Genomic DNA, 18,460 nt, shown 5'->3' on the forward strand with positions numbered 1-18,460 from the left:
AAACAAGGGGTTATCCAACGATTTTGCAGGCATGGGCGAAATTTTGCCCATAGGTGGCCAAAAAAAACCGCGTATTTGCTATCGGGTGCTGAATTTTGCCGAAGACAATGAGTCTAGTTGCGTCAACGTGCAGAGAACCCGCGTTTGAAATGCTCGGTGATCATCTGCTTTATCCTGCTGCTCGTATCGCTGCCGACGGGCCTGTTTCCACTTTTCGTTCGATAGGATCTGCTCATGACTTGGCTTTCTGATCCCCTCATTTGGGCCTCCCTGGCGCAAATCATTGCCATTGACCTGCTGTTGGGCGGTGACAACGCCGTGGTCATTGCCATGGCCTGCCAGCGTCTGCCCAAGGAGCTGCAGACCAAGGCGATTTATGGCGGGATGCTGGGGGCGATTGTCCTGCGCATCGTCATGCTGTTCTTTGCCTTGCACCTGTTGGCCCTGCCGTTTCTCAAAGTGATCGGCGCGATCGCCTTGCTGTGGATCGGCATCAAGCTGGTGGCCAATCAGGACGAAGGGGGCGATGAACTGGATGGCGGGACTCGTTTGTGGACGGCGATCAAGACGGTCATCATCGCCGATGTGGTCATGTCTCTGGATAACGTCCTGGCGGTGGCCGCCGCCGGGGACGGCAATCTTTATCTGGTAGCCGCAGGGGTGCTGATCAGTATTCCCGTCATTGTCATGGGCAGCCGTCTGGTACTTGCAGCCATGGAGCGTGCCAGCTGGCTGGTGCTGGTGGGCGGCGGGTTGATCGGCTGGATTGCCGGGGGCATGGCGGTCAGCGATCCTTCCATCGTGCCGTATCTGCCTGCCGTGGCGTGGCTGCACTGGGCTGCAAGCGGCGCGGCGGCGGTCGTCGTTGTGCTGGCGGGGCTTTGGCTGGGGCGACGCAGTGAGGCAGAGCCCGAGGCGTCAGCGGAAAACGAATAAAACCTGCAGCGCAACGAAAGTTGCGCTGTCTCGATCGAGGGCTGGCTTACATCAGGACGTCCATTGCTCGCCGCCCGGCCAGTCCTTGGTTGGAATGTCGCTGATGGTGCCGTCTTTGACCCCATCGATGCCGTAGCGCTCGATGGCGCCGCCGAGCACTTGGGCGAAGTCATCGGCCTTGGCCTGCTGCTGCCCTTCCTTGACCAGACCCGGAATGATCGCGCCGAGCACGGCCACCCCCGCACCGAGAAATCCCAGCACGCCCGCCGCGCTGGCCAGTGCGGGCAGGAACCGTGGCAGGTTGGCCCCCAAAAGTCCCAGGCCGCCCTCGACCGTCGAAGCCGCGCCCGCCATCACGCCCAGAGAACCGGCAGTAATGCCGAAGCCCCCGGTCAGCCTGTCGCCGCGACGAATCGCCTGTACGCCGTCGAAGATGCCGTAGGCACCGGCGGCGATACCGGCCAGGCCGCCCAGGCCTTTGGCGCCTTCTTCGAAGTTCTTCGAGATGATCCTGGCGTTTTTGTCGTCCTTGACGTTGCCCTTGATCTGGTCGAGCAGATCACTGGGCAGCTTGCCGGTCTTCATGTCGTCCAGTGACTGTTCGCCGTTCTTGATCGCCTTATCCAGATACTCCTGATAGGCCTTGGTCCCACCTTCGGTAAGGACGGTGGCGGTCTGAATCGATCCGGTGGTGATGTCGACGATATTGCGCGGGCTCAGTTTGCCAGCGCTCTGGGCGCCACGGGCGATGGTCATGCCCGCGAGGAACAGGCCGCTGACCCCGTGCAGGGTACCGCTGCTGTAAGCGCCCTTGGCATCGCCGCTGAGGTCGAACATGTCGAGCTTGTTCATCTTGTCCAGGGCCTTGGTGCCCTGGCGGAACATGTCCCAATTGCCGCGGAAACCGGCCAGCACCTGATCGGTCGTGGCCACGCTGCCGTCCTGATTCATCAGCAGCTCCGGGGATTGCTGACGCACCTGCTCGATCAGCTTGCGCACTTTGTCTTCATCAAGCTCCGCGCCGCCGTCCTTGCCGAACGCGGTCTTCATATCATCGAAGGTCGCGCCATCGAACGCGTGTTCCTGGACGATGCTGGAGAAGTTGTCGTTGAGCTGTTTATCGAACGGGGCTGTGAACGTCGGGTCCAGGGTCGCGTTGTACAACGCCACTTCCATGCTGAAGGCGCTGGCGGCGGCTTCCGGGGTTTCGGTCTCGAGCAGTTCGCGCAGGCGGTCACCGGAGGCCAGTGAATCCTTATAGTGAGTCTTGAATTCTTCACTGTGAGACGATTTGCCTACCGCTGCCTGGATCTCGGCAGCGTTGTCGATACCGAGCATCGACTGCATGCTTTGCGCGGTGGCGTAGAAGTTGGTCAACGCCTCGGTCTGATCGGTCCTGCCATCTTTGGTTGCGGCGTCCCAGGCCTGATCCAGTGCCTTGCCGGACTTTATCTGCTCTTCGTAGGTCTTGGTGACGGCATCCTTGAGACCCGGGCTGGATTCGAACAACGCCTGCATGGCCTTGTCGCCATTGTCCTTGAGGTAGTTGGCCGTGGCTTCGTCGTTCTGCAGGAGGCTGATGTGGTCGTTGATGTCCTGCAACACCTTGTCCGGTTCCCAGAACGCACCGGAACCGTTGGCAATCGCCACCTTGCCGTAGTCGTCACCCCACATTCCGGCGTTGGCGCCATCCACCACCAGTTTTTGCGCTTTTTGCAGGTCCAGCAACACGGCGGCCTTTTCCTCGGCCGTGTAGTTCTCGGGGTGTTCGAAGACGTCCTTGCCCAGCTTGCTGGTGTCGACGTTACTGGTGAGGTTGCCCGAAACCACGCTCGACAGCAGGCTGGTCAGTCCGGTTGCATCTGCGGGGGCGGTGTTCTTCAGCCAGTTCTGGATATCGGCCTTGCTGGCCTGGCCATCGGGGTGGTCGGCCAACGGGCTACCGGCGGTGTCGAGCATCTTGAAGGCACCCGGCTGCGACCAGAAGTCCAGCGCCTCTTTCTCTTCGCCGCCGAGCTGCGGATTGGCGTCCTTGTAATCCTTGATGTTCTGCTCAGTCAGGGCGCCGTCAGACCCGGTCTTGCCGCGGATCGAGTCGTAGTGCTGTTCGAGGATGGCGGCATAACGGGCGATCTGTTTCGAGCCGTCGTCGGCATCAGGCTTGGCCTTGAGGAAGTCTTTGTAGCTGGCGATATCCTCGCTGGCCTGGGCCTTGGGCAGTGACTCGAAACCGTACTTACCGAAATCCTGCAAGCGGCCTGCCTCGGTGCCATGTTTCGCCTCACCGCTTTTGGTAAAGCCATCGACACTGCTGTTGGACACCTCATCACCGCTGAGCACCTTGCCGTTTTCGTCGTAGCCGACGACGCGATCAAGCACCTGGCTGGCGCGGAAGGCGGCATCGGGATCGTTTTCGAAATCTCCCACCCGCGCCTTGAGGGCATCTTTTACACCGCTCTGGTTGCCGAGATTTTTCAGCAGGGGATTGGCATCAATAATGTCCCGGGCCGAACGCTTGTCATCCTCCGGCAGTTCCCACACGATACCGGCGTTCTCGCCGGCCTTGCGTGCTTCGGAGTCGTCACTGATATTGGCGGGGCTTTTCAGCTCGCCCTTGAGGTTGTCGAAACCATACTTGCCAAAATCCTGCAGGCGACCGGCCTCGGTTCCGTGCCGGGCTTCGTTATGACTGGTGAAACCATCGACCTTGCCGTTACCGACATCATTACCGGCTACGCGGTTACCACTTTCGTCCAGTTGCTCAATATGTTCCAGCACCTGTTTTGCCCGGTAGGCCGCATTGGGATCAGTTTCGAAATCCCCTACACGTTCCTTGAGTTTGTCTTTCACGCCGCTCTGATTTCCCAGGTTCCTTAGCAGCGGGGTAGTGTCGATGATGTCTTGTGCCGAGCGCTTGTCGCCTTCAGGCAATTGCCATTCGATACCGGCGTCCTTGGCCTTGGCACGTTCGACCGAGTCGCCCCATTGCTCCTTGGATTTGCTGATGACATCCGTGATGAGTTTGGGCAGATCGATGATTGCGAGGGACATATCCTTGCTCCTGTAACAATTGTGTAAATACATCAGTGCCAGATAGCGTCTGCGCTACATACTTGCCCGCGCGCCTGTCTATTCGAGCCGGGCAGTTACAATAAGCTGTCTGAACGAGTGGTTAAGGCGTGACCCTATCAGCCGCTCTATGACGTTTAATGTTGCGCCGGGTTATTTTCACAACGTTTCACAACTGGCCAAGTTAATGGGCATGGCGAAGAGGGAGGTAAAGCGACAGAAAGATTTCCAGCAGGTTTCAATAATGGTTGTTTACTGTATGTATGTGAATAAAGGCAAAGCGCTATCGCTGGCGAGCCGTGGCTGCTATGTGCTCATGGTCGGTACGGGCGGAAGCAGTGTTGAATTTGTTGTCGATTTTATTCGGTGCTTAACAAAGTAAAGTGTCTGTTGAAAATATTCGGTCGATTACAAGATATATTTTTCTTGCTTTGTTGTAAGTTGTGTTTGGGTGTAAGTACTTGATGGTAATAAGCCGTTTTATTAATTGATAAAATCAATTTCAATGTTGTTTCTTGTGCTTGGAATATGGCCCATCTTCACACTATATCAATAATCAAAAAAGGAAAGCACTATGAAAATAGTCAACTGGCTGATGTTGTCCGGCCTGCTGCTTCTGTAGGAGCTGCCGAAGGCTGCGAAAGCGGTGTATCTGGTAAATCCATTCGCAGTCTTCGGCAGCTCCTACAGGACCGTGTTTACAACGGCCCGGCATTTCTCTTTGCAGCTATTTATGCCACCTCAACCGCCACCCGGCGCCGCTGCCGGTACAGCACCAGCGTTGCTGCGCAACCGCATACCGCCGCAAACATCAGCCAATACGCCGGGGACGCCTTGTCGCCGGTGGTCTGCACCAGAAAGGTCGACATGGCCGGGGTGAAGCCTCCGAACACCGCTGTTGCCAGACTGAAGGCCAGGGAGAATCCCACCACTCTTACGTTCTGCGGCATCACTTCGGTGAGGGCCGCGACCATCGCGCCGTTGTACATGCCAAAGAAGAACGAGAAGTACAACAGCACCGCCAAAAGCCGTTCAAAACTCGCAGCCTCCGCCAGCCAGTGCATCGCCGGATACGCGGTGAAGATGCACAGGATCGAAATCGCCAATAGCAGCGGACGCCGACCGATGCGATCCGAAAGGGCACCACCCACGGGCAGCCAGATAAAGTTGGTCAGGCCGACAAACAGGGTGACTATCAGGCTGTCGGCAGTGCTCAGGTGCAGTACGGAGCGGCCAAAGGTCGGGGTATAGACGGTAATCAGATAGAACGTGGTCGTGGTCATCGACGCAAGCAAGCCGCCAGCCAGCACGGTGCGCCAGTTATCCCGCATCGATTGCCACACTTCACCGGCACTGGGGTGATGGGCCCGGGCCTTGAAGACATCGGTTTCCTGCAGCGAACGGCGAATCACGAAAATGAACGGAATGATCACGCAACCGATGAAAAACGGGATGCGCCAGCCCCAGGCGGCGATCTCTGCCGTGCTCAGGTAGACGTTGATGGCATAGCCCAGCGCTGCCGCGAGGATGATCGCGATCTGTTGGCTGGCCGACTGCCAACTGGTGTAGAAACCGGTACGCCCCGGTGTAGCGATCTCGGCCAGATACACCGAGACCCCGCCCAGTTCCGCACCTGCCGAAAAACCCTGGAGCAGACGCCCGAGCAGCACCAGGATCGGCGCGGCAATGCCGATGCTGGCATAGCCCGGCACCAGAGCAATCAGCACCGTGCCGCAGGCCATGATCGACAGGGTGACGATCAAGCCCTTTCTGCGCCCGACCTTGTCGATATAGGCACCCAGGACAATGGCGCCCAGCGGCCGCATCAAAAAGCCCGAGCCGAATACGGCAAACGTCATCATCAACGAGGCGAACTCGCTGTCGGCGGGGAAGAACGTCTGGGAGATATAGGTTGCATAGAAACCGAACAGAAAAAAGTCGAACTGTTCGAGAAAGTTGCCACTGGTGACCCTGACAATGGCGCCGAATTTCGACGCCCGGGATCCGGAGGTTGCTGTTGTCTTCATCATGGCGGTGTGGGTACTCGCTATTGTTATTGGGGGCAGAGCAGGGGTGTTCAGTCGCTACCCGTATTGGTCGGGTTGGGTTGGCGCTTTTCGATGGCGTGTTTCAACAACGCAGCGCTGCGGAAGATGCCGTGGGCGAACTTGCTGTAGGGCATGGTCAGGAAGAACGCCATGACCAGGCCCAGGTGCACGGCCAGCAACAGGCCCAGGGCGGCGCTTTCCCTGAAGACCAGCAGGGCCAGGCCGCTGGCGCTGACCAGCAGCAACAGGGCGATAAAGCCGCGGTCCATGGGTTTCTGCTTTTCATCGCCTTGCTCCGGGTTACGGCGCAGGTTCATCCACAACAGGCCGGCCGGGCCGAGCAGGAGGCCGACGCCACCGGCAATGCCGAGCAACACCGGCAGGCTGAGGATCGGGTAGGGCGCCGACCAGTCGAGCAAAAAGTGATACAGGGTGGCGACGGCGGTGGCGGCGAAGCAGAGCAGGAAACCGTAGAAGGTCAGGTGATGGAAGCGCCGACGCCACAGAGTGAAGGCGTCGTCGGCGTTGTTGCAGCCTTCGCCGTGGCCGCCGTCCAGGTACTTGAGCTGCGCGACATTGGCCGTCGCCTCAAGGGCCGCTGATGTTTTCAGCGATAACGTTGACTGAGGCGGGGATACGTTGCGCCAGAAGCGCCGCACGCCCATGGTCAGCGCCAGTACCGCAAAGCCGAACACGGTGCCAAACATCAGGGCCAGGGTGTTGTGGGGGAAGATTGCGTAGAAGTTGCCGCCCGGCATGGCCTTGAACAGGTTACCCATGACTATTAGCGCCAGGCACAGAAACAGGGCCAGGCCAAAGCCCGACACCAGGGCCAACGTCAGGCCGTTGCGCTGGTACAGCTTGCCCAACGCGGGCGGCCAGGCATATTCGGCGTAGGTGTCCAGGCGCACCTTGGCCATGGCTTTCGGCACATTGACCGCGAACTCATGGGGCGCCGCGTATTGGCAGGCGGACAGGCAGGCGCCGCAGTTATGGCACAGGTTCGCCAGGTAGTGGATATCGGCCTGGGCGAACTCCAGGCGCCGGGTCATGGCAGGAAACACCGCACAGAAACCTTCGCAGTAACGGCAGGCGTTGCAGATGGTCATCTGCCGCTGCACCTCGCGTTCCTCCAGATTGAGGACCGGGATCAACGGGCTGGTGGCCTTGGGATCAAACAGTTGCATGGCGATATTCCGATTTCACAGATGAAGGACCCAGGCCCACCGAGGCCGCCGCCTGCATACCGGCAATCCGGCCGAAGGCGGTGCCGATGGCCATGCCGATACCGGCGGTGTACCCCTTGCCCAGCACGTTGCCGGCCATCATTTCTCCGGCGACGAACAGGTTGGGGCTGGCCTTGCCGTTGAAGTGCACGGAGGCGGTCTCATCAGTGGCCAGACCCAGGTAAGTAAAGGTCACGCCGGGCTTGAGCGGGTAGGCGTGGAAGGGTGGCTTGACCAGGGGGCGTGCCCAATGGGTCTTGGCCGGGGTGAGACCCTGGGTACGGCAGTCGTCGAGGGCGGTGTGGTCGAAGGTGCCGATCCGGCAGGCGCGGTTGTAGTCCTCGATCGTCTTGACGAACTGTTCCTGTGGTAGATCCAGCAGCCGGGCCAGCTCTGGTAGAGTGTCGGCGCGGGTGCCGGGAAATACCGGAGGCATGAAACGGCCGATGGCCTGCTGGTCGATGATCGAGTAGGCCTGTTGATTGGGCTGGCCTGCGACCAGGCGTCCCCAGATCGCATAGCGTTTGGGCCAGAAATCCTCGCCTTCATCGTAGAAGCGTTCGCCGTCGCGGTTGACCACCACACCAAGGGACACGCAGTCGATGCGGGTGCAGATACCGCCGTCGTACAACGGTGCACGGGCATCAATGGCGACCATATGGGCCTGGGTCGGGTCGCCGATGATGTCGGCGCCCAGGTCGATCATGCGTCGTAGCAACACACCGGTATTGAAGCGTGTGCCACGGATCAAGAAGTTGTCCGAGGGCCACTCGCCACGTTCGTTCTGGCCCCAGGCTTCGCGCAGCCATTGACGATTGGATTCGAAGCCCCCGGCTGCGAGTACGCAGGATCGTGCTTCGATGCGTTCGGCTGGCAGGCGCTCGCCGTCAACTTCACGCTCGCCGATAAGGGCGGCGACAAACCTGCCGTCGTCCAACTCCAGATCGGTAACCTGCGCGTTATAGCGGATCTGCACGCCAAGCCGTTCGGCGCTGCGAAAGTAGGCGTTGACCAGCGCCTTGCCGCCGCCCATGAAAAACGCGTTGGTGCGTGCTACATGCAGTGCGCCGGACAGTGGCGGTTGGAAATGCACGCCGTGAGTGCGCATCCAGTCGCGGCATGACGACGAAGCCCGGATGGCGATGCGCGCCAGTCTTTCATCGGTCAGCCCCCCGGTGACCTTCAGCAGATCCTGCCAGTATTCTTCTTCGGGATAAGCTTCGACCAATACGTCCTGCGGCGTATCGTGCATGCAGCGCAGGTTGCGAGTGTGTTGCGAGTTGCCGCCACGCCAGACTTTGGGCGCTCCTTCCAGCAGCATCACACTGGCACCGGCTTCTCGTGCCATCAGTGCTGCGCACAGCGCTGCGTTGCCGCCACCTATAACCAAAACGTCGACCATTGTTTCTCCTCGATTCGCGGGCAGGCCGGACGAATGGCTGCCAGTGATGGAGCGAACAGTAGGGCGCGGCGATAAGGCTCGAAAGGCAGGTTTTGCAGTGGGGCGTTTAGTTTTACTAAAGAGTTGAAGTGTCGAATGGGAGCCTGATCACGGTTCTGCGATCAACCGGGCACCGGGCCAAAGCCGGTCGTTGACCAGCTGCCGGGCCACATCGCAGATGACAATACGCGTGGCCAGCGCGGCCGGGGACAGCTCATCGTCGGCCAGGGTGGCCAGCAGGTTCCGGCGCCCGACATGGGGATCGGCGATCTGCACCAGTGACAAGCCGCGTTCGCCTTCCAGGGCCGCCGCCGCGCCGGGTTGAATGGTGGCGGCGTGTCCTGCTCGCACGGCGTTCATCAGTACGGCCAGGCCGTCCACTTCCATGATCACGCGAGGTGTCACGCCCGAGCGTTCGAAGGCGGTCATCAGAGCGGTACGCAGGCCGTGTTGCAGGCTCGGCATGACCAGGGGCAGACGCCCCAGATCCGCCAGTTGCACGCTTTCACCTTGGGGCGCATCTGGCAGATCGTGGGCGGCGATGACAAAAAGTTTTTCATCCAGCAACGGCGTCACGCTCCAGCGCTTGCCGCCTTCAAGTTGAAACAGGATAGCCAGGTCGATCTGCCGCGCATTGAGCTGGGCAGCAAGGTGCCCGGAGAGCATTTCGACAATGCGCAGCTGAATGTCCGGATAGCGCTCGCGCATGGCATTGATCAACGGCAGCGCGAGAACGGTGGCGGTGGTGGGCGGCAGGCCGACGCTGACGTAGCCGCTCATACGCCCACGGTGGGCGGCCTGGATGGCGTTTTCCGCCTGACGCAGGGTGAGTTGCGCATGGTGCAGGAAGGCGGTTCCGGCACCGGTCGGCGTGACACCGGTACTGGTCCGGTTGAGCAGGCGGGTCGACAGCTCGCTTTCCAGCTTGCCGATCTGCTGGCTCAGCGCCGAGACCCCGACCTCCAGCTCCAGCGCCGCACGGCCCAGGCTGCCGTGTTCGACAATTTTCACGAAGTAGCGCAGTTGTCTGAGTTCCACGTCGCGGCTCCGGCTGAGGGAAAGCAGGGATTCTACTCTCAGCTTTAATGCAGGCGAGGTGTTGTGCCAGAAACGCTGCGGCGCCTGATTCGCGGGCAAGCCCGACGCCAACGGGTTTGCATGATCCTGCGGGAGCGTGGCTTGCCCGCTAAGAACGATAACGCGGTGCCGCTATAATCTGTACTGCACACTATGATCAATAGCTTGTCACTTTCAGTCATTGAGCGCGACCCGCTGGCTCTTTAATGTTGGTGACATGAACGGGATACAGGCTATGTACCCGAATAATCGACGGGCCCCCATTGAGGCGTCCGCATTTCCGTGACGATGCATGAGGGACTCTGTAATGGCTGCTGCTCACTATCCGCACCTGCTGGCCCCGTTGGACCTGGGTTTCACCACTCTGCGCAACCGTACCCTGATGGGCTCGATGCACACCGGCCTTGAAGAAAAGCCCGGTGGTTTCGAGCGCATGGCGGCGTATTTTGCCGAACGGGCCCGTGGCGGTGTCGGGCTGATGGTGACCGGTGGTATCGCGCCCAACGACGAGGGTGGGGTGTACGCCGGTGCGGCCAAGTTGACCAGCAGCGAAGAGGCGGACAAGCACCGCATCGTCACCCAGGCCGTGCACGAGGCCGGTGGCAAGATCTGCATGCAGATTCTCCATGCCGGGCGCTATGCCTATAGCCCCAGGCAGGTCGCCCCGAGCGCCATCCAGGCGCCGATCAACCCGTTCAAACCACGGGAACTGGACGAAGAGGGCATCGAGAAGCAGATCGCCGATTTCGTCACCTGTTCCAGCCTGGCTCAGAGCGCGGGCTACGATGGCGTTGAGATCATGGGCTCGGAAGGTTATTTCATTAACCAGTTCCTCGCCGCCCACACCAACCACCGTACCGATCGTTGGGGAGGCAGCTACGAAAACCGTATGCGCCTGCCTCTGGAAATCGTCCGTCGCGTGCGTGAAGCCGTCGGCCCGAACTTCATCATCATCTTTCGTCTGTCGATGCTCGACCTGGTCGCAGGCGGCAGCGTCTGGGAGGAGATCGTGCAGCTGGCCCAGGCCATCGAGAAGGCTGGCGCAACACTGATCAATACCGGTATCGGCTGGCACGAAGCGCGGATTCCGACCATCGCCACCAAAGTACCGCGCGCGGCGTTCACCAAGGTCACGGCCAAGCTGCGGGGTTCGGTGGGTATTCCGCTGATCACCACCAACCGCATCAATACTCCGGAAATCGCCGAGCAGGTGTTGAGTGAAGGCGATGCCGATATGGTCTCCATGGCTCGGCCATTCCTCGCCGACGCCGATTTCGTCAACAAGGCCGCCGCCGGGCGCAGCGATGAAATCAATACCTGCATCGGCTGCAACCAGGCCTGTCTGGATCACACGTTCGGCGGCAAGCTGACCAGCTGCCTGGTCAACCCCCGTGCCTGCCATGAGACCGAGCTGAATTACATCCCCACCCTGCAGGTCAAGAAAATCGCCGTGGTCGGCGCCGGACCTGCAGGTCTGGCAGCGGCTACCGTGGCTGCCGAACGCGGTCATCAGGTCACCCTGTTCGATTCCGCTGCCGAGATCGGCGGGCAGTTCAATGTCGCCAAGCGCGTGCCGGGCAAGGAAGAGTTCTTCGAGACCCTGCGTTACTTTGGCCGCAAGCTGCAAACCACGGGCGTCGATCTTCACTTGAACACCCGTGTGTCGGTGCAGGATCTGCAGGACGGTGGCTATGACGAAATCATCCTTGCTACCGGTATCGCGCCGCGTACCCCGGCGATTCCCGGGATCGACAACCCCAAGGTACTGAGCTATCTGGACGTGATCCTCGAGCGCAAACCGGTGGGCAAGACCGTTGCAGTGATTGGCGCGGGCGGTATCGGCTTCGACGTCTCGGAATTTCTCGTCGATCAGGGCACGGTTTCCACCAGCCTCAATCGCGCCGAGTTCTGGAAGGAGTGGGGCATCGATGTTGCGTTAGAGGCTCGCGGCGGCGTTGCCGGGATCAAGGCTCATCCCCATGCTCCGGCACGCCAGGTGTTCCTGTTGCAGCGCAAGGCTTCCAAGGTCGGCGATGGCCTGGGCAAGACCACCGGCTGGATCCACCGCACGGGCCTGAAGAACAAGCAGGTGCAGATGCTCAACAGCGTCGAGTACCTGAAGATCGACGACGCCGGGCTGCATATCCGTATCGGCGAGGGCGAAGCGCAACTGCTGCCGGTGGATAACATCGTTATCTGCGCCGGCCAGGACCCTCTGCGCGAGCTGTATGACGGGCTGGTGGCGGGCGGGCAGAGCGTGCACCTGATCGGCGGCGCCGATGTCGCGGCGGAGCTGGATGCCAAGCGGGCGATCAATCAGGGTTCGCGCCTGGCGGCCGAGCTGTAAAATGCCTCTACGTCGGTGGTTTTGTGGGACCGGCTTTAGCCGGGAAGGCGTCATTTTCGGGCAGTGAATATTGAGCCTGTCCCGGCCCTTTCCCGGCTAAAGCCGGTCCCACAACAACACCGCACTTCAATTCAATGCAAGAAGGGGCTGTTAGAATGCCCCTATGCCCCTGACTCTCCCCATCTGGCACCCCCATGCCCCTTTGCAACCCCTCGTTCTGCCCTGGCTGCAACACGCCGGGGTCGAGGTGGCGGTGTTGCGCCTGGATCTGATTGACCCGCTGATCAGCGGCAACAAGTGGTTCAAGCTCAAGCACCATCTGACCGCCGCCCTCCAGGCCGGCGCAGAAGGGGTGATCAGCCTGGGTGGTGCCCACTCCAATCATCTGCATGCCCTGGCTGCGGCGGGCAAGCGTTTTGGCTTTGCCACGGTCGGGCTGTTGCGCGGCCATGAGCAAATCACTCCCACGGTGCTCGACTTGCAGCGCTTCGGCATGCAGTTGCACTGGCTGGGCTACGGCGGTTATCGCGAGCGCCATCAGCCCGGTTTCTGGCTGCCCTGGCAGCAGGCCTATCGCGGTTTTTATCCGATCGCCGAAGGCGGTGGCGGTTTGCCGGGCGCATTGGGTTGTGCCGATCTGCTGACAATGGTTCGCGATCAATTACCCGCATTGGGTTGGCACGACTATGACGCCTGGTGGCTGGCCGCAGGGACTGGTACCACTCTGGCCGGACTGCTGCTGGCCGAAGCGGGCGCGCATTCGGTGTATGGCGCCATGGCGGTGCCGGATGATCATGGTGTGGCGCAGAATGTGGCGGCGATTGTGGGCGAGGGCGATTTTCAACTGCTGGATGCCAGCCGTGGCGGCTTCGCCAAAATCGATGCCGAACTGTTGGGCTTTATCGCCGACACTGAGGCGCAAGGTGGCATGCCCCTGGAGCCGCTGTACACCGGCAAGGCCCTGCTGGCGCTGCGTGATCATGTTGATGCCGGACGATTCTGCAGCGGTACCCGTCTGATCTTTGTGCATACCGGCGGCCTGCAGGGGCGGCGTGCTTTAGGCTTGTGACCTTGGTACTGGCATGAATCCTGCGAAGTTCCCTTGGTATCGGTCGGTCCTGACTATGCGGATGACACTTCTGGACTGAAGCGTTTCAGGCACTGTCTCGATAATCGAAAGAATTCCGATTCATTCAAGGCGAGGTGCCCATGACCCACCCGGCAATCGAGCAGGTCGATCCTGCCACTCTGAGAAAAGTCATCGTTGCCGCCGCTATCGGTAACTTTGTCGAATGGTTCGACTTTGCGGTCTACGGCTTTTTGGCCACTGCCATCGCCCAACAGTTTTTTCCCAGTACCGACGCCAGCGCCGGACTGTTGAAAACCTTCGCGGTGTTCGCCGTGGCCTTTGCTTTCCGGCCTTTGGGCGGGGTGTTCTTCGGCATGCTGGGCGACAGGATCGGACGCAAGAAGACCCTGGCTTTCACCATTCTGCTGATGGCCGGCGCCACGACGCTGATCGGCCTGTTGCCCACTTACGCGGCCATTGGCGTCATGGCGCCGGTCCTGCTGACGCTGATTCGCTGCGCCCAGGGCTTTTCCGCCGGCGGTGAGTATGCCGGGGCCTGTGCCTATCTGATGGAGCACGCACCGCAACACAAGCGCGCCTGGTATGGCAGCTTCATACCGGTCTCGACCTTTTCCGCCTTCGCTGCCGCCGCCATCATGGCCTACGCCCTGGATGCGTCGCTGTCGCCTGAAGCCATGAACAGCTGGGGTTGGCGCCTGCCGTTCTTGATCGCCGCACCCTTGGGCCTGGTCGGGCTGTATCTGCGCTGGCGTCTGGGCGAGACTCCGGCGTTTCAGGCGGTTGCCGAGGAAGACGCCGTGGCCCACTCACCACTCAAGGACACCCTGCGCAACCATGGCGCGGCCATCTGCTGCCTCGGTGCCTTTGTGTCACTGACGGCGCTGTCTTTCTATATGTTCACCACCTATTTTGCCACTTACCTGCAAGTCGCTGGCGGCCTGAGTCGGGCCACGGCCTTGCTGGTGTCGCTGATTGCCTTGGTCTTCGCCGCCGCGATCTGCCCCCTGGCTGGGGCCTATTCGGACCGGGTCGGGCGGCGCATGACGGTCTTGAGTACCTGTGTGCTTTTGATTGTGGTGGTCTATCCGTCCTTCCTCATGGCCAGCTCCGGCTCGTTCGTGGCCTCGATCATCGGCGTGATGCTGCTGGCCATCGGCGCAGTATTGTGCGGCGTGGTGACGGCGGCACTGTTATCGGAAACCTTCCCGACCCGCACCCGCTACACCGCTTCGGCCATTACCTACAACATGGCTTACACCATCTTTGGCGGCACTGCACCGCTGATGGCCACCTGGCTGATCAGCACCACCGGCAGCAATCTGTCGCCGGCGTTCTACCTGATCGTCATTGCCCTGCTGGCGCTGGCTGGTGGCATGGCACTGCCGGAGACCTCGAAGATTTCCCTGCATGACATTCCTTCGGGGGAGAAGGGGGCGGCGGTCGGTTCTGCGGCCTGACCTCCATTTGAATTGGAATGAGGCCCTGCAGGAGCTGCCGCAGGCTGCGAAAACGGTGTGAAGCCGTTCGCAGCCTGCGGCAGCTCCTACAGGGGTATCTCCGGGCCTCTGCTACCGATGTCTTGTTTTGTAACAAATATCGACATGAGCGCCCCAAAAAATGGCACATTGGCGAGCCTTGTGCCGATGCCACCCTCTGAGTCATCCGCCGAGGACCCAATATTGCTCGACGGATGAATTTCGATGGCGCTCAGCAGTACTCAAGCCGGGGTGAGCCCCGCTGCGGCGATCCCGCAAAGCAGCCCCTTGGTGCTGCGCATCATTGGTGCCGTTGCCCTGGCACACTTGATCAATGACCTTATCCAGTCGGTCCTGCCGTCTATCTACCCGATGCTCAAGGCCAACTATGGCCTGAGCTTCACCCAGATCGGCCTGATTACCCTGACGTTCCAGATCACTGCCTCGGTGCTGCAACCCTGGGTTGGTTACTACACGGACCGCCACCCCAATCCACTGGTCCTGCCAGTGGGTTCGATCTGCACACTGATCGGCATCGTGATGATGTCCATGGTCGGCAGCTTCCCGATGATCCTGCTGGCGGCGGCACTGATCGGCATCGGTTCTTCGACCTTCCACCCGGAAGCCTCGCGTATCGCGCGGCTGGCCTCGGGCGGGCGCTTTGGCCTTGCGCAATCGACCTTCCAGGTCGGCGGCAACAGCGGCTCGGCCCTCGGGCCTTTGCTGGCAGCGGCGATCATCATTCCGTTCGGCCAGGATCATGTCGCCTGGTTCGGTTTGTTCGCGCTATTTTCGTTGGGCCTGCTGTATGCCATCAGCCGCTGGTATCGCGGCCATCTGGCGCTGTTCAAGCTCAAGGCCGGGCAGGTGGCGACCCATGGTCTGTCGAAGACACGGGTGTGGGCGTCCCTGGGAATCCTGGCGTTTCTGGTGTTCTCCAAGTTCTTCTACATGACCAGCATCACCAGCTATTTCACCTTCTACCTGATCGACAAGTTCAACGTGTCGGTAGCGTCGTCGCAGTTGCACCTGTTTCTGTTCCTCGGCGCCGTGGCAGCGGGTACCTTCTTCGGCGGCCCGATCGGCGACAAGATCGGGCGCAAGGCGGTGATCTGGTTCTCGATTCTCGGCGCGGCGCCTTTCACGCTGGCCATGCCTTACGCCGATCTGTTCTGGACCAGCGTCCTCAGCGTGATCATCGGCTTTATCCTGGCTTCGGCATTCTCCGCCATCGTGGTCTTCGCTCAGGAACTGATGCCGGGCAATGTCGGCATGATCGCCGGGATTTTCTTCGGCCTGATGTTCGGCTTCGGCGGCATCGGCGCGGCGCTGCTGGGTTATCTGGCAGACAGCCACGGCATCAATTTCGTCTACACACTGTGCTCGTTCCTGCCGCTGCTCGGGATTCTGGCTATCTTCCTGCCGAGAACCCATAAATGATCATTACCGCGACGCTGATTTTCCTGCTGACCATTACTTTGGTGATCTGGCAGCCAAAGGGCCTTGGGGTGGGTTGGAGTGCGGTGCTCGGCGCCGTTCTGGCGTTGCTCAGTGGTGTTGTGCACCTGGCGGATATTCCGCTGGTCTGGCACATCATCTGGAACGCTACCGGCACTTTTATCGCCCTGATCATTATCAGCCTGCTGCTGGATGAGGCCGGGTTCTTCGCCTGGGCCGCGCTACATGTGGCGCGCTGGGGACAGGGCGGCGGACGCAGGCTGTTTGCCTTTATCGTCCTGCTCGGTGCATTGGTGGCGGCACTGTTCGCCAATGACGGCGCGGTGCTGATTCTCACGCCGATCGTCATTGCCATGCTCCTGGCCCTGCGGTTTTCCAAGGCGACGACCCTGGCATTCGTGATGGCGGCGGGGTTTATCGTCGACACGGCAAGCCTGCCGCTGGTGGTGTCGAACCTGGTCAATATCGTCAGTGCCGACTATTTCAAGATCGGCTTCAATCGCTATGCCGCCGTGATGGTGCCGGTGAATCTGGTCAGCGTCGCGGCGAGCCTGGGCATCCTGATGTGGTTTTATCGTCGTGATATTCCTGCCAGCTATGATCCGCAGCAGTTGGATGAGCCTTCATCGGCAATCAAGGATCGACCGACTTTCATCGCCGGTTGGTGGGTGCTGCTGATCCTGCTGGCCGGTTGCTTTGCCCTGGAGCCTCTGGGCATTCCCATCAGCGCCATTTCGGCGGTGTGTGCGGCCTTGCTGCTGGGCATCGCTGCCAAAGGCCACAAGATTGCCACGCGCCGGGTGCTGCGCGAGGCGCCGTGGCAGATTGTGATTTTCTCCCTGGGCATGTACCTGGTGGTCTACGGCCTGCGTAATGCCGGGCTGACCGATTATCTGGCGACACTGCTCGACCGCTTCGCTGAACATGGCGTCTGGGGCGCGGCCATGGGCACCGGCGTGCTGACGGCGCTGCTGGCCTCGGTGATGAACAATCTGCCCACGGTGCTGATCGGTTTGCTGTCCATTGATGCCAGCCATGCGGTTGGCCCGGTACAGGAGGCGATGATCTACGCCAACGTGATCGGCAGCGACCTGGGCCCGAAAATTACGCCCATTGGCAGCCTGGCGACCCTGCTCTGGCTACATGTGCTGGAGCGCAAGGGCATTCATATCGGCTGGGGTTATTACTTCCGGGTCGGCGTCGTGCTGACGGTGCCGGTGCTGTTGCTCACGCTGGCGGCGCTGGCACTGCGATTGAGCTGGTAGCGTTGCTGTTGTCGCCCAGGTTGGGCCAGATATCGGCGACCAGAAACAGACGCTCGGCTTCGTCCCAGCCGCCGTCGCGGTTGGGCAGCAGGCGCACCAGCAACTGCGCCGGGGCCAGCGGGTCGAGTTGTTCGAGCCAGTCCTGCAGCTGCTGCTCGCTCCAGGCCTCAAAGTAATGCGCGGGCGCCAGCCAGGCATGTCGGGGCAGGGGCTGCCAGCGCCCGGCGGGACTTTGCGCGATGAACGCGGGCCAGTCGCGCTGATGCAGCCAACGGCCCTTGAGATGCTGGCCATGCACCCCGGCAGGTGATTGCGCGCAGTTCGGCCACGGATACAGCAGATAGCCGCCCAACCATAGCTCGGCGCTAAACGCGTCGACGCCCAACCCGGCCAGTACGGCGCGGCTTTCCGGGCGGGCGGAAATTGGCAGTTGGTGCTGGCTCAGGTGATCCAGCTTGCGGTCCAGACGGTCATTGCAGCCTGGGCCCAGCCATTGCGCCGGGTCCTGGCCATCACCCTGTTGCGGGCCGAGATAGAGCTTGATCGCCAGTTCGATGTGATGCACGCCCTCGCCATCGCGCAGCAGCATGTCCAGTTCGCCGAGGGTGTGGCCTTCCAGGCGAATCGGCAGGTTGGCGGCGATCATCTCCACGCCGGGAGCCTGCTGCACGGCAAACTGCCACAACCGCTCGTAATACACCCCCAGCCGCCGCGTGGCGCCCAGGGCCAGCCAGTCGAGCAGGGAGCTGGCGTCCCGGTCCAGGGCCCGCAGAAAGTCCGCCAGCCGGGCCGGCGCCTGTACCCAGTCACTGCCGCTCAAGGGGTGGCGCTGCGGCCAGGGCGTCTGCGCCAGCATTGGCGGTGCAAGGATGACCCAGGCCAGGTCGCGAACCTCGGGCAGGCGCAACTGGCGGGGCAGATCGATCAGGTTCGGAAATAGAGTCATGGGTCGAGGATAGCGGGTGTAGATGAAACATGGGGGCTGTATCCATGGCTTTCACATTCCCGGTTTGCCGCTGGGTCGGGCT

At 60.9% G+C, this 18,460-nt stretch carries 13 protein-coding genes; 7 read left to right on the top strand and 6 right to left on the bottom strand.

Translation table 11 applies throughout. The annotated features are described in order from the left end of the window. Positions 1–234 precede the first annotated feature (234 nt). The gene (locus ACCD02_RS26035; RefSeq protein ID WP_413308440.1) at positions 235–936 is read left to right on the top strand and encodes a TerC family protein; all 702 of its coding nucleotides are present in this window, start codon (positions 235–237) and stop codon (positions 934–936) included. Between the two features lie 51 nt (positions 937–987). Here ACCD02_RS26035 and ACCD02_RS26040 read toward each other — a convergent pair whose 3' ends face one another. Then, a complete protein-coding gene (locus ACCD02_RS26040; protein WP_413308442.1) occupies positions 988–3,987 on the bottom strand; it encodes a type III effector HrpK domain-containing protein in 3,000 nt (999 codons plus the stop codon). Between the two features lie 148 nt (positions 3,988–4,135). Here ACCD02_RS26040 and ACCD02_RS26045 point away from each other — a divergent pair, with 148 nt between their 5' ends. Further along, positions 4,136–4,387 carry a hypothetical protein gene (locus tag ACCD02_RS26045; protein WP_413308444.1) on the top strand — a complete coding sequence of 84 codons (252 nt, stop codon included), beginning with the start codon at positions 4,136–4,138 and terminating at the stop codon, positions 4,385–4,387. Positions 4,388–4,736: 349 nt separating this feature from the next. Here the strand turns inward: ACCD02_RS26045 and ACCD02_RS26050 are convergent, their stop codons facing one another. The 4 genes from ACCD02_RS26050 to ACCD02_RS26065 all read right to left on the bottom strand — a co-directional run bounded on the left by ACCD02_RS26050 (position 4,737) and on the right by ACCD02_RS26065 (position 9,758). Then, on the bottom strand, positions 4,737–6,035 hold the full coding sequence (locus ACCD02_RS26050; RefSeq protein WP_413308446.1) for an MFS transporter: 1,299 nt from the start codon (positions 6,033–6,035) through the stop codon (positions 4,737–4,739). A gap of 47 nt (positions 6,036–6,082) precedes the next feature. Further along, entirely contained in the window at positions 6,083–7,240 is a 1,158-nt protein-coding gene (gene tcuB, locus ACCD02_RS26055; protein ID WP_413308447.1) for a tricarballylate utilization 4Fe-4S protein TcuB, read from the bottom strand. Then, positions 7,227–8,681 carry an FAD-dependent tricarballylate dehydrogenase TcuA gene (gene tcuA, locus ACCD02_RS26060; protein ID WP_413308449.1) on the bottom strand — a complete coding sequence of 485 codons (1,455 nt, stop codon included), beginning with the start codon at positions 8,679–8,681 and terminating at the stop codon, positions 7,227–7,229. Before tcuA ends, tcuB begins: the two co-directional genes overlap by 14 nt. Before the next feature lie 147 nt (positions 8,682–8,828). Next, positions 8,829–9,758: a LysR substrate-binding domain-containing protein gene (locus tag ACCD02_RS26065; RefSeq protein ID WP_413308451.1), complete on the bottom strand. Its 930-nt coding sequence runs from the start codon at positions 9,756–9,758 to the stop codon at positions 8,829–8,831. A gap of 346 nt (positions 9,759–10,104) precedes the next feature. Here ACCD02_RS26065 and ACCD02_RS26070 point away from each other — a divergent pair, with 346 nt between their 5' ends. The 5 genes from ACCD02_RS26070 to ACCD02_RS26090 all read left to right on the top strand — a co-directional run bounded on the left by ACCD02_RS26070 (position 10,105) and on the right by ACCD02_RS26090 (position 17,432). Next, positions 10,105–12,144 carry an FAD-dependent oxidoreductase gene (locus ACCD02_RS26070; protein WP_413308453.1) on the top strand — a complete coding sequence of 680 codons (2,040 nt, stop codon included), beginning with the start codon at positions 10,105–10,107 and terminating at the stop codon, positions 12,142–12,144. A 163-nt stretch (positions 12,145–12,307) separates the two neighbouring features. Further along, on the top strand, positions 12,308–13,213 hold the full coding sequence (locus ACCD02_RS26075; protein ID WP_413308455.1) for a 1-aminocyclopropane-1-carboxylate deaminase/D-cysteine desulfhydrase: 906 nt from the start codon (positions 12,308–12,310) through the stop codon (positions 13,211–13,213). A gap of 140 nt (positions 13,214–13,353) precedes the next feature. Further along, positions 13,354–14,691, top strand: a complete 1,338-nt coding sequence (locus ACCD02_RS26080; protein ID WP_413308457.1) for an MFS transporter — start codon at positions 13,354–13,356, stop codon at positions 14,689–14,691. A gap of 243 nt (positions 14,692–14,934) precedes the next feature. After that, positions 14,935–16,149, top strand: a complete 1,215-nt coding sequence (locus tag ACCD02_RS26085) for an MFS transporter (RefSeq protein ID WP_413308459.1) — start codon at positions 14,935–14,937, stop codon at positions 16,147–16,149. Next, positions 16,149–17,432, top strand: a complete 1,284-nt coding sequence (locus ACCD02_RS26090; RefSeq protein WP_413308524.1) for an arsenic transporter — start codon at positions 16,149–16,151, stop codon at positions 17,430–17,432. The genes ACCD02_RS26085 and ACCD02_RS26090 overlap by 1 nt, the downstream gene beginning before the upstream one ends. On the opposite strand, the gene ACCD02_RS26095 is transcribed toward ACCD02_RS26090, so the two are convergent. Beyond that, positions 17,395–18,378 (bottom strand): DUF1853 family protein, encoded by a 984-nt coding sequence (locus tag ACCD02_RS26095; protein WP_413308461.1) that lies wholly within the window; start codon positions 18,376–18,378, stop codon positions 17,395–17,397. The genes ACCD02_RS26090 and ACCD02_RS26095 overlap by 38 nt on opposite strands. Between the last annotated feature and the right edge of the window lie 82 nt (positions 18,379–18,460).

Origin of the sequence: Pseudomonas sp. Pseusp88 (genome assembly GCF_047303955.1) — a bacterium.
GTDB lineage: Bacteria > Pseudomonadota > Gammaproteobacteria > Pseudomonadales > Pseudomonadaceae > Aquipseudomonas.

Excerpts from the sequence above, each read along its gene's own strand:
- tcuB (WP_413308447.1), bottom strand. The coding sequence starts at position 7,240 with ATGCAACTGTTTGATCCCAAGGCCACCAGCCCGTTGATCCCGGTCCTC.
- ACCD02_RS26075 (WP_413308455.1), top strand. The coding sequence starts at position 12,308 with ATGCCCCTGACTCTCCCCATCTGGCACCCCCATGCCCCTTTGCAACCC.
- ACCD02_RS26035 (WP_413308440.1), top strand. The coding sequence starts at position 235 with ATGACTTGGCTTTCTGATCCCCTCATTTGGGCCTCCCTGGCGCAAATC.
- tcuA (WP_413308449.1), bottom strand. The coding sequence starts at position 8,681 with ATGGTCGACGTTTTGGTTATAGGTGGCGGCAACGCAGCGCTGTGCGCA.
- ACCD02_RS26070 (WP_413308453.1), top strand. The coding sequence starts at position 10,105 with ATGGCTGCTGCTCACTATCCGCACCTGCTGGCCCCGTTGGACCTGGGT.
- ACCD02_RS26095 (WP_413308461.1), bottom strand. The coding sequence starts at position 18,378 with ATGACTCTATTTCCGAACCTGATCGATCTGCCCCGCCAGTTGCGCCTG.
- ACCD02_RS26040 (WP_413308442.1), bottom strand. The coding sequence starts at position 3,987 with ATGTCCCTCGCAATCATCGATCTGCCCAAACTCATCACGGATGTCATC.
- ACCD02_RS26045 (WP_413308444.1), top strand. The coding sequence starts at position 4,136 with ATGACGTTTAATGTTGCGCCGGGTTATTTTCACAACGTTTCACAACTG.
- ACCD02_RS26080 (WP_413308457.1), top strand. The coding sequence starts at position 13,354 with ATGACCCACCCGGCAATCGAGCAGGTCGATCCTGCCACTCTGAGAAAA.
- ACCD02_RS26085 (WP_413308459.1), top strand. The coding sequence starts at position 14,935 with ATGGCGCTCAGCAGTACTCAAGCCGGGGTGAGCCCCGCTGCGGCGATC.
- ACCD02_RS26050 (WP_413308446.1), bottom strand. The coding sequence starts at position 6,035 with ATGATGAAGACAACAGCAACCTCCGGATCCCGGGCGTCGAAATTCGGC.